We start from the raw sequence: 9,666 nt of genomic DNA on the forward strand, positions 1-9,666 counted from the left end.
GCCCGGATGACGCGCCCGCACTCACCGATGGCGGCGGCGCGCGCGTCGCCGGCCCGGGTGCGGTCTTTCATCAGCGGGCGGAAATAACGGAACCACAGTGCCGTCAGCAGGCCGGACGTCACGCTCCAGAGCAGCAACTGCCAAGCCAGATCGAGGTCGGGCTTGAACCACAGCACGGCGCCGACCAGCAGCGCACCGAGGCCAAACCAGAACACGAAGAAACTGGCCAGAAACAGCTCGGCCATCAGCAGCGCCATGCCAAGAGCCAGCCATTGCCAGTAGAGCATCGTGTCCTCGCCGGGGCGTGAATGCGCGCGGCATGGTAACAGGCGATCGCAAAAGGCCGTCGCGGTCGATCAACCTTGCTGTGGCGGCCAGGTTGGCGACGGGCGCGGGGGTCTTCCCGGGTCTTGTTCAGCTCGCCTAGCGCGGGTGTGTAGCGCGCTAGGCGAGCTGAATCAATGCCTCAGCCGTCGAGGTCAGCCACCAGCGCGTCGCGCGTCGCCGCCGGCAGGGGATCGACCGTCACCGTCATGTTGGGATGGTCGATGCCGGCGGCGAGCGGGGCACCGCCTTTCAGCGCCGCGATCATGGCCGGTGTGAGCTCGAAGCGCAGGAAGTGCACCGACGACGTTTTTTCGTCGTTTTCGCGCTCCAGGTCCTCGTCGGCAATGGCATATACCGGTTCGTGACCGGCCACGCGCAGCCACACGCGGTCCTCGACGCCGATCAGTTTGGCCAGTTCGCGGCGCCGCTCGGCCTCGTCGGCGTACTCGAGCATGAACGTCGCCTTCAGGTTGCTGCCGTCCGGGATCAGCGGGTTGTAGGCGTCGAGTTCATCCTGGATGCCGCGCGCCTCGAAGATGCGCTCGGCACGCAGCATTTCCTGGATTTGGTAGTGGATGGTCAGGCGGTCTTCGAAGATCAGCGTGGCGTGCGGGCCGAGCCGAACCTGACGCGGCTTTTTGTGCTCGAGCACGCGGGCGCGGAACGCCGGCCGCTGCTCGGCGTACTGCTCGAGCGACAACAAATCGGCGCGGGTGAGTTTCTGCATGGTTCAGATTCCGTAGGCCAGGCGCAGCAGCTGCAGCGGGTGCTCGGACGGTTTGCCGCCGCCGACGCCGTGTTCGATGTGCTTGCAGGCGATCGGGCAGTCACTGGCGTAGTGGGCGGGGTCGATCTCGCGCACGCGGTTGAACACCGGCGTGCCGATCTTCATGGCGAACGGGTGGGTTTCGCGCTTCACGCCATAAGTGCCGTCGTGACCGGCACAGCGCTCGATCGCCACCACCTCGGTGCCGGGGATGAGCTGTAACACCTCGCGCGTCTTCAGGCCGATGTTCTGCACCCGCAGGTGACACGGCGGGTGGTAGGCGACCTTGCCGAGCGACCGCTTGAAGTCGGTTTTCAGCAGCCCGTCCTTGTGGCGGGCGATGAGGTACTCGAACGGGTCGTAGATGCGCGCGGCCACCTTCTGCACGTCGGCGTCGTCTGGGAACATCAGCCGCAGCTCCTGCTTGAACATCAGCACGCAGGACGGTACCGGCGCCACGATGTCGTAGCCCTGGTCCACGTAGGCGGCCAGCGCCGGCAGGTTGTGCTGCTTGAGCTTTTCCACCGATTCGAGGTCGCCCAGTTCTAGTTTCGGCATGCCGCAGCAGCGGCTGTCCTCGGCCAGCGTCACCGGCAGGCCGTTGTGGCGGAAGATGGCGGCCAGATCCTCGCCGAGCTCCGGCATCTGGTTGTGTCCGTAGCAGGTGCCGAACAGCAGCACCTTGCCGGTGGTGGTGGCGCCGGGCGTGGGCGTGAGCGCGGCGTTGGCGCTGGCCTGGTCCTTGAAGCGACGCGCGAGCGGCTTGCTCGCGAACGCCGGCAGCGCGGCGTCGACGTGGATGCCGATCACCTTTTCCATGACCTGGCGGGCGGGCTTGAAGCGGTTGACGGCGTTGACGGTTTCCGTCACCACCGGGATGCCGGCCAGCTTGCCGGTCAGATCGGTCGAGGTCAGGAAGCGGTCCCGGAACGACGCGCCCTTGGTTTTGAACTTGACCGCCTTGGCGCGCAGCATCAGGTGCGGGAAGTCCACGTTCCAGGGGTGCGGCGGCACGTACGGGCACTTGGTCATGTAACACAGGTCGCACAGGTAGCACTGGTCGACTACCTTCCAGTAATCCTCCTTGGCGACACCGTCCACTTCCATGGTCGAGGATTCGTCGACCAGGTCGAACAGGGTCGGGAACGACTGGCACAGGCTCACGCAGCGCCGGCAGCCGTGGCAGATGTCGAAGACGCGTTCCAGCTCCTCGAACAGCGCCGTCTGGTCGTAATACTCGGCGCTTTTCCACTCGATGGCGTGCCGGGTCGGGGCTTCCAGGCTGCCCTCGCGGATCGGCGCACGGGACTCGGAATCGGCCATGGGTGATGCTCCTGTCGTGCAGGCTGAGGTCGGATCGGTCGAAGTCTGCATGCAGCGGCCTTGCGCCGCGCGAAACCGGCCGGCGGGGACCGTCGCCGGTCCCCGCCCAAAGCCGCCCGGGCTCAGGCGCCCAGGGTGTCCAGAGCCTTCTGGAAGCGGTTGGCGTGCGAACGCTCCGCCTTGGCCAGGGTCTCGAACCAGTCGGCGATTTCGGTGAAGCCTTCCTCGCGCGCCGTCTTGGCCATGCCCGGGTACATGTCGCTGTACTCGTGGGTTTCGCCGGCGATGGCCGCCTTCAGGTTGTCGGCGGTGCCGCCGATCGGCAGGCCGGTGGCCGGGTCACCGACCGCTTCCAGGTACTCGAGGTGGCCATGCGCGTGGCCGGTTTCACCCTCGGCGGTGGAGCGGAACACGGCGGACACATCGTTGTAGCCTTCCACGTCGGCCTTGTTGGCGAAATACAGATAACGCCGGTTGGCCTGGGATTCGCCCGCGAAAGCCTCTTTCAGATTCGCTTCGGTCTTGCTGCCTTTCAAAGTAGCCATATCGTGACCTCCTGCAGTGGATTGCACCGTGCGGCGGCCGCCAATGGCGACGGCTCCGTCACGGCTATGCATCGTAGCGGGGCGGATATGGGGATGGAAGTTGAATTTTCCAATGCCCCCGATAGAGTGCCTCTATCAAAACCCGGCCCACGGCGATTCTAGCTCAAAGCCGGTGACGTGCCGGCGGCATCCGGCGCGCACTGCGCGATCGCCTTTGCCAGAACCTCGATCGCCTGCGGCCGGTAGAAGTCGCTGCGCGAAGCCAACGCCACCTGCCGGTAGGGCGCGGTGCCGCGAAACGGCCGTACCGCCAGCAGCGCCCGATCGCGCGGCGTCTCGCCGAGTGCGCCCACCGGCAGCACGCTGATGCCCGCGCCGCTGGCCACCATGTAACGGATGGTCTCGAGCGAACTGCCCTCCAGGCGCTGTTGGCCGGCCTTGTGCGACAGGGTCGGGCACAGCGCCAGCACCTGGTCGCGAAAACAGTGCCGCGGGCCGAGCAGCAGCACGTTCTCGTCGCCGAGTTGTGCGGGATCGATGCTGGCCTGTGCCGTCCAGGGGTGGCCCGGCGGCAGCGCCACCACGAAGCGTTCCTGGTAGATCGGCTGCACGTCGATGTCGGGCGCGCGGTAGGGCAGTGACAGCACCACCGCGTCGAGCTCGCCGCGCTGCAGGCGTGCGCCGAGTTCGTCGGTGTAGTTCTCCTCGATGATCAGCGGCATGCGCGGTGCGCGCTGCGCCAGGCGCGGGATCAGGCGCGGCAGCAGGTAGGGGCCGATCGAGAAGATCACGCCGAGGCGAAACGGCCCGGCCAGCGGGTCTTTGGCGTTGGCGGCCAGCGCGCGGATGGTCTCGACATCCGCCAGCACGCGGCGCGCCTGTTCGGCGATCTGCTCGCCGATCGGCGTCGGCTGCACGTGGCCCGGCAGGCGGTCGAACAGCGGCACGCCGAGTTCGTCCTCGAGCTTTTTGATGGCCACCGACAGGCTCGGCTGGCTCACGAAACAATGCGCGGCGGCGCGGCCGAAATGTCGTTCACGCGCCACCGCCACCACGTAGCGCAGTTCGTTCAGGGTCATGTGGACTCGACTTGGGAAGGCGGGCCAGGATGCGCTATTGTGCCGGCCCCGTGTGGTTAGCTGCGCTTGCGAGGCCCGCCATGAACCCACCCGAGTCCGTTGCCGATCCCGTAGTGCTGGTCGACCGCGATGCCGCCGGCGTCACCAGCCTGACGCTGAACCGCCCGGCGCAGCGCAACGCCTTGTCCGAGGCCATGCTGCAGGCGCTGAAGTCCACGCTGGCCGAGCTGGCCGCCGATCCGGCCGTGCGGGTGCTGGTGCTGGCCGGCGCCGGGCCGGCGTTCTGTGCCGGGCATGATCTGAAGGAACTGCGCGCACTGCCGGACGAGGCGGCGGCCGGCGCGCTGTTTGGCCTGTGCGGTGAGGTGATGCTGGCGTTGCGGCGCTTTCCGCACCCGGTGATCGCGCAGGTGCACGGCGTGGCCACTGCCGCCGGCTGCCAGCTGGTGGCGAGCTGCGATCTGGCGATCGCGTCGGATCACGCGCGCTTCGCCACACCGGGCGTCAACATCGGCCTGTTTTGCAGCACGCCGGCGGTGGCACTGACGCGCAACGTCGCCTACAAGCACGCCATGGAAATGCTGTTCACCGGCGAGCTCATCGACGCCGCCACGGCGCTGCGCTTCGGCCTGGTTAACCGGGTGGTGCCGACCGGCGAGCTCGAGGCCCGCACGCGCGAGCTGGCGGTGCACATCGCCAGCCGGCCAGCGGCGGTGCTGAGCCTAGGCAAGGCCGCCGTGCAGGCGCAGCTCGGTCTCGACGAGGCGGCGGCCTATGCCCAGATGGGCGCCGTGATGGCGAAGAACCTGCTCATGGCCGAGGCCGCCGAGGGTATCGACGCGTTTTTGGAAAAGCGCCCGCCGAACTGGTAAACGCTTACGTATTGACCTCCGGGGCAGGATGCCCCGGCCTGAATCACGGGCGTAAGCCATTGATTCAACTAGCGCCGCGCGGGGGTGTGCCGCGCCACGGCGAGCTGAAAAATTCCAGGGAGGGAGTTTTTCAGATATTTCCTCAGGAAGCTCTTTCCCGGGGCCCGAACAGCGCGGCCCAGGCCTGCGTCACGGTTTGCGCCGGTCCGGCCACGGCGGCCGGATCGACCACGCCGCCGGCGCCCTGCAGCGTCTGGTGGCGCTCGCGGGCGCACAGTGTGACGAAGGCGTCGGCCAGCGCCGCGGCCTGTTCGGCCGGCAAAAGACCAAGCTCCCCGGCCAGGCGCAGGATGTCGGCGGTGCCGCGCGGCCCCGTGATGGCCGGCTGCGCATGGGCGTGCGCCAGTACCAGGTACTGGGCGATGAACTCGACATCGACCCGCCCGCCAGGGCTGAGTTTCAGGTCGAAACCCTCCTTGGGCAGCCGTTTTTCGCGCTGGATGCGCGCGCGCATGTCGGTGACGTCGGCGCGCAGTTTGGTCATGTCGCGCGCCTGGCACAGCACGCGCCGGCGCACCGCCTCGAAGCGTTCGCCGAGCGCGGCATCGCCGGCCACCGGCCGCGCCCGCACCAGCGCCTGGTGCTCCCAGGTCCAGGCCTCGCCGAGCTGATAACTCTCGAAGCCGGCCAGCGTAGTCACCAGCGGGCCGGCGTTGCCGGACGGGCGCAGGCGCACGTCGATCTCATACAGCCGGCCGGCCGGCGTGAGCGTGGTCAGGATGTGCGTCAGGCGCTGCACGACGCGCGCGAACCAGGTTTCGTTGGGCAGCGGCGCGGCGCCGTCGCTGCTGCCGCCGGCGCCGTCGTGCAGGAACACCAGGTCGAGGTCCGACTCGTAGTTGAGCTCGCCGCTGCCTAGGCGGCCGTAGCCGAGCACCAGCAGCGGCGCCTCGCGGGTCGGATCGGCGGCATCGCGCGGGCGGCCGTGGCGCTGTTCGAGCTGCGCGCGCGCCAGCGCCAGCGCGCGCCGCAGCAGTACTTCGGCCAGCGTGGTCAGCGCCTTGGGCGCCTCGGCCGGGTCGAGCAGGTGGCCGATTTCGGCCGCCGCCACGTGCAACGCGGCGGCGTGGCGGTGCTCGCGCAGCACGTTCATGGCGGTTTCGAGGTCGTCCGCCGGCACGCCGGCGAGCGCCCGATCGAGCGTGCGCTCGAGGTCCGCCGCCTGTTGCGGCAGGTACAGCGTGCGCGCGTCCAGCAGCTCGTCGAGCACTACCGGATGGGCGCTGATCCAGTCGGCGATCCAGGCGCTCATGCCCATCAGCCGCGCCAGGTGCTCCTGCGCAGGCGGGTGCTCGAGCAGCATGGCCAGGTAGACCGAACGCGTGGTCACGGCCTCGAGCAGGCCGCACAGGCGCCCGAGCGTGAGCTCCGGTTGGGGGGTGCCGGCAGCGGCGCGCAGCAGGCCGGGCAGCAGCGCGGTCAGGCGTTGGCGGGCGGTGGCCGAGGCCACGCGCCAGGCACGGCCGTCGCGCAACGCACGCAAATGAGCGAGCGCCTGCGCCGGGTCGCGGTAACCGAGCGCGGTCAGCTCGGCGGCGGCCTGCGGCGCATCCAGACGGTCCGGCCACAGTGGCTGGGCCGGCGCCGGCGCGCGCGCGTCATCGCCGAGCAGGGACTGAAAATGCCGGTGCACGCGGGCGCGCCAGTCGGCGAGCGCGCCAGCGCAGCTTTCCCAGTCGGGGTAGTCCATGGCCAGCGCCAGGCGCTCGCGGTCCACAGGATCGGCCGGTAGCTGGTGGGTTTGGCGGTCGTCCAGCATCTGCAGGCGGTTTTCCAGCCGCCGCAAAAAAGCATACGCAGCGAGCAGTTCGGCCACGTCCTCGGCCGGTAGGTGACCGCGCTCGCCGAGCAGGCGCAGCACCTGGCGGATGCCGCGGCAGCGCAGGTCCGGCTCCCGCCCGCCGCGGATCAACTGGTGCACCTGGCCGATGAATTCCACCTCGCGGATGCCGCCCGCGCCGAGCTTGATGTGATCCTGCAGACCTTCGCGGCGCACCTGCTCGACGATCAGCGCCTTCATGGACCGCATGGCCTCGATGGCGCCGAAGTCGAGGTAGCGGCGGAACACGAACGGCCGCAACCGCCGCAGCAGCCGCTCGCCGGCGGCGAGGTCACCCGCCACCGGGCGCGCCTTGATCAGTGCGTAGCGCTCCCAGTCGCGGCCGTGGGTCTGGTAGTAGTCCTCCATGGCGTCGAAGGAGATCGCCAGCGGTCCGCTGTCGCCGAACGGTCGCAGGCGCGCATCGACGCGGAATACCCGGCCGTTGGCGTCCAGCTCGTCGAGCACGCCGATCAGCCGCCGCGCAAGACGCAGAAAAAACTCCTCGGCGTCGAGCGCGCGCGGGCCGTCGCACACGCCTGCCGATTCGAAGGCAAACATGAGGTCGATGTCGGATGAAAAATTGAGCTCCTCGCCGCCGAGCTTGCCCATGCCGAGCACGACCAGCCGCAGCGGGCTGCCGTCGGCCGCGCGCGGCTGCCCGAGCTGCGCCGCAAGCCAGCCGTGCAGGCGCTGCAAGGCCCCCTCGATGCAGGCATCGGCCAGCGCCGACAGCGCGGCGAGCGTCTCGTCCAGATCGGCCCAGCCGGCCAGGTCACGCCAGGCGATGCGCAGCATCTCGCGTGCCCGCAGCCGGCGCAGCGCCGCGCGCAGACCGGCCTCGTCCTGCACATCGGCCAGATCGGCCTCGACGGTGGCGCGCAGGTCGGCGGGGCTGAGTGCGGCATCCAGGCGGCCGCTGGTGATCAGCTCGGCCAGCAGTTCCGGCCGGGCCAGGCACAGTTCGCCGACAAAGCGGCTGCTCGCCAGCACGCGCGGCGCCGACTGCCACCAATCGCCGATCGCCGTCAGGCCCGCCAACTCGGCCTGCTGCGTCAGCTCGACCAGGGTTTGTCGAACACCGCCGCGCAGGCGGTCCGGCAGGGTGGTCAGTGTGTCGGGCTCGGCGGCGGGGGCATCGGTCATGGGTTTGCTCGGCTAGTGCGCGGCGGCGGGCCACATGTCGGGCGTCGGCGCTGGTCGGCCGCTGGCGTCCGCCCGCTAAACCGGCGCTCAAATAATCGACGGTTTACGCCCACGCCCCAGGCCGGGGCACCCTGCCCCGGCCCTCGAGGCGCGACGAGCTAGGGAAACGCTGAAAAACTCCCTCCCTGGAATTTTTCAGCTCGCCGTCGCGCGGCACACGCTCGCGCGACGCTCAGTGAATCAAGAGCTTACGCCCTTGATTCACGCCTGGGCATCCTGCCCCGGAGGTCAAGAAGTAAGCGTTTCCCTAGGGATGGCCTGCCCGCCAATCAAGCGCTTGACTGGGCAGGCTCGTTGCGGACAGGCGCCGCGACGAGCCGAGTTGAAAAAAAGCAGGAAGCCCTTTATTCGACGGCCTGGTGGGCGCCTCCTCAACGCGGCACCGCCGCGCCGCCGACCACTCGCACTTTCTGGCCCACCGACACCGCCGGCGCCTGCGCATACGGCAGGGTAATCGTGCGGCCGTCGTCCATTTGCACCGTCACTTCCCATTGGGTTTCGGAACGGCGGCGTTTTTCGATTTCGTGACCGGCCAGGCCGCCGCCGACGGCGCCGGCCACGGTGGCGATTTTTTTGCCGGTGCCGCCGCCGATCTGGTGCCCGAGCAGGCCGCCTGCCACCGCGCCGACGGCCGCACCAACCCCGCTGGCCTGCCCTTTGACCTGGTAGCTGCGCACGTTGGTGACGGTGCCGCAGTCGGCGCACACCGGCGCAGGCAGGGGTTGCGACGGCGCCGCTGCGCGACTCGTCGGGACACCACCGGTGGGCTCGGCGGGCGGCTTTTCGGCTTGCTGGGCTTGCGTGGCGGCCGGCGGTTCGGTGGTCTGGCCGTCGGCGACGTTGGTCTTGTCGCGGCAGGCGCCGAGCGACAACAGCAGTGCTATGCAGACGGTTTGGGCGATGCGGGTGGTGGCCATACGGGTCCTCCAAAAGCAACGACGGCCACGGGCGTTGCCTGCTCGTGGCGCGGGGTTCGCTCGAGGAAGCGCTGATTTATTTCAGCGCTTCCGCCGGGTATACACTGAAAATGCTAACATTTTCCTCAGCGTTCCCTTGCGATTATTTCTGATAAAGCCGCTTCCATTCGTCGTAAGGCATGCCATAAACCAGTTGACGCGCCTGCGCGTCGTCCACGTCGGCACCGAGCTCGGCGGCGGCGGCGCGATACCACTTGGCCAGGCAGTTGCGGCAGAAACCGGCCAGGTTCATGAGCTCGATGTTTTGCACTTCGGTGTGGTCTTGCAGGTGCGCGAGCAGGCGACGGAAGGCGGCCGCCTCGATCTGGGTTTGCAGGTCGGCGTCCATGGATCGGCTCCGGGGCGTATAACACGAACCCCCGCAGCGGCGATGCAGCGCGGGGCGGCGTTTGGAGAGCGCTCTCAGCCAGCGCTTCCCACCCGAGGGGCAGGCTGCTGCGGCAGGAAACACTGAAACAATTCCATATCTTGGAATTTTCAGTTTGCTACATTGCGGCAAATTCCCGATAAGCCGTCTATCAATCAATGGCTTACGTCATCGATTCAGGTCGGGGCAGCCGGCGCTGGACGTCAAGACGTGAGCGCTTCGCTAACGCGGGCGGCGCGGCGGGCGGGGGGCACGTTCCTGCGCTTCGTTGATGCGCAGGGCGCGTCCGCCCATGTCGGTGCCGTTCAGGTGCTGGATGGCCGCT

9 protein-coding genes and 1 pseudogene are annotated in these 9,666 nt (G+C 68.5%); 1 reads left to right on the top strand and 9 read right to left on the bottom strand.

Features of this window, described 5'->3' with window-relative positions:
- From PHC73_RS07430 to PHC73_RS07450, 5 genes are all read right to left on the bottom strand, one after another.
- Positions 1-287 (bottom strand): NfeD family protein (locus PHC73_RS07430; RefSeq protein WP_300126318.1); only part of this gene is annotated, 287 nt, incomplete at its 3' end.
- A gap of 179 nt (positions 288-466) precedes the next feature.
- Positions 467-1,054: a DUF3501 family protein gene (locus tag PHC73_RS07435; RefSeq protein WP_300126319.1), complete on the bottom strand. Its 588-nt coding sequence runs from the start codon at positions 1,052-1,054 to the stop codon at positions 467-469.
- Positions 1,055-1,057: 3 nt separating this feature from the next.
- Positions 1,058-2,416 carry a heterodisulfide reductase-related iron-sulfur binding cluster gene (locus PHC73_RS07440; protein WP_300126321.1) on the bottom strand — a complete coding sequence of 453 codons (1,359 nt, stop codon included), beginning with the start codon at positions 2,414-2,416 and terminating at the stop codon, positions 1,058-1,060.
- Positions 2,417-2,538: 122 nt separating this feature from the next.
- Positions 2,539-2,961, bottom strand: a complete 423-nt coding sequence (locus tag PHC73_RS07445) for a rubrerythrin family protein (RefSeq protein ID WP_300126323.1) — start codon at positions 2,959-2,961, stop codon at positions 2,539-2,541.
- A gap of 158 nt (positions 2,962-3,119) precedes the next feature.
- On the bottom strand, positions 3,120-4,040 hold the full coding sequence (locus PHC73_RS07450; RefSeq protein WP_300126325.1) for a hydrogen peroxide-inducible genes activator: 921 nt from the start codon (positions 4,038-4,040) through the stop codon (positions 3,120-3,122).
- Between the two features lie 80 nt (positions 4,041-4,120).
- Between PHC73_RS07450 and PHC73_RS07455 the strand changes: the two genes are divergently transcribed.
- Complete coding sequence (locus tag PHC73_RS07455; RefSeq protein ID WP_300126327.1) at positions 4,121-4,912, top strand: enoyl-CoA hydratase; 792 nt, start codon at positions 4,121-4,123, stop codon at positions 4,910-4,912.
- A 142-nt stretch (positions 4,913-5,054) separates the two neighbouring features.
- Here the strand turns inward: PHC73_RS07455 and glnE are convergent, their stop codons facing one another.
- The 4 genes and pseudogenes from glnE to PHC73_RS13955 all read right to left on the bottom strand — a co-directional run.
- Entirely contained in the window at positions 5,055-7,937 is a 2,883-nt protein-coding gene (gene glnE / locus PHC73_RS07460) for a bifunctional [glutamate--ammonia ligase]-adenylyl-L-tyrosine phosphorylase/[glutamate--ammonia-ligase] adenylyltransferase (protein WP_300126329.1), read from the bottom strand.
- Between the two features lie 431 nt (positions 7,938-8,368).
- The gene (locus PHC73_RS07465) at positions 8,369-8,914 is read right to left on the bottom strand and encodes a glycine zipper 2TM domain-containing protein (RefSeq protein WP_300126331.1); all 546 of its coding nucleotides are present in this window, start codon (positions 8,912-8,914) and stop codon (positions 8,369-8,371) included.
- Between the two features lie 142 nt (positions 8,915-9,056).
- Positions 9,057-9,302, bottom strand: coding sequence for a DUF1244 domain-containing protein (locus PHC73_RS07470; RefSeq protein WP_300126333.1), 246 nt, complete (start codon positions 9,300-9,302; stop codon positions 9,057-9,059).
- A 261-nt stretch (positions 9,303-9,563) separates the two neighbouring features.
- A pseudogene (locus PHC73_RS13955) lies at positions 9,564-9,666 on the bottom strand (RNA-binding protein); the annotation flags it as partial.

Origin of the sequence: Immundisolibacter sp. (assembly GCF_028696615.1) — a bacterium.
In the GTDB taxonomy this organism is placed as follows: domain Bacteria; phylum Pseudomonadota; class Gammaproteobacteria; order Immundisolibacterales; family Immundisolibacteraceae; genus Immundisolibacter.

Bases quoted from the DNA above. Each gene is read 5' to 3' on its own strand.
- PHC73_RS07435 (WP_300126319.1), bottom strand. From the start codon at position 1,054: ATGCAGAAACTCACCCGCGCCGATTTGTTGTCGCTCGAGCAGTACGCC.
- PHC73_RS07440 (WP_300126321.1), bottom strand. From the start codon at position 2,416: ATGGCCGATTCCGAGTCCCGTGCGCCGATCCGCGAGGGCAGCCTGGAA.
- PHC73_RS07445 (WP_300126323.1), bottom strand. From the start codon at position 2,961: ATGGCTACTTTGAAAGGCAGCAAGACCGAAGCGAATCTGAAAGAGGCT.
- PHC73_RS07450 (WP_300126325.1), bottom strand. From the start codon at position 4,040: ATGACCCTGAACGAACTGCGCTACGTGGTGGCGGTGGCGCGTGAACGA.
- PHC73_RS07455 (WP_300126327.1), top strand. From the start codon at position 4,121: ATGAACCCACCCGAGTCCGTTGCCGATCCCGTAGTGCTGGTCGACCGC.
- glnE (WP_300126329.1), bottom strand. From the start codon at position 7,937: ATGACCGATGCCCCCGCCGCCGAGCCCGACACACTGACCACCCTGCCG.
- PHC73_RS07465 (WP_300126331.1), bottom strand. From the start codon at position 8,914: ATGGCCACCACCCGCATCGCCCAAACCGTCTGCATAGCACTGCTGTTG.
- PHC73_RS07470 (WP_300126333.1), bottom strand. From the start codon at position 9,302: ATGGACGCCGACCTGCAAACCCAGATCGAGGCGGCCGCCTTCCGTCGC.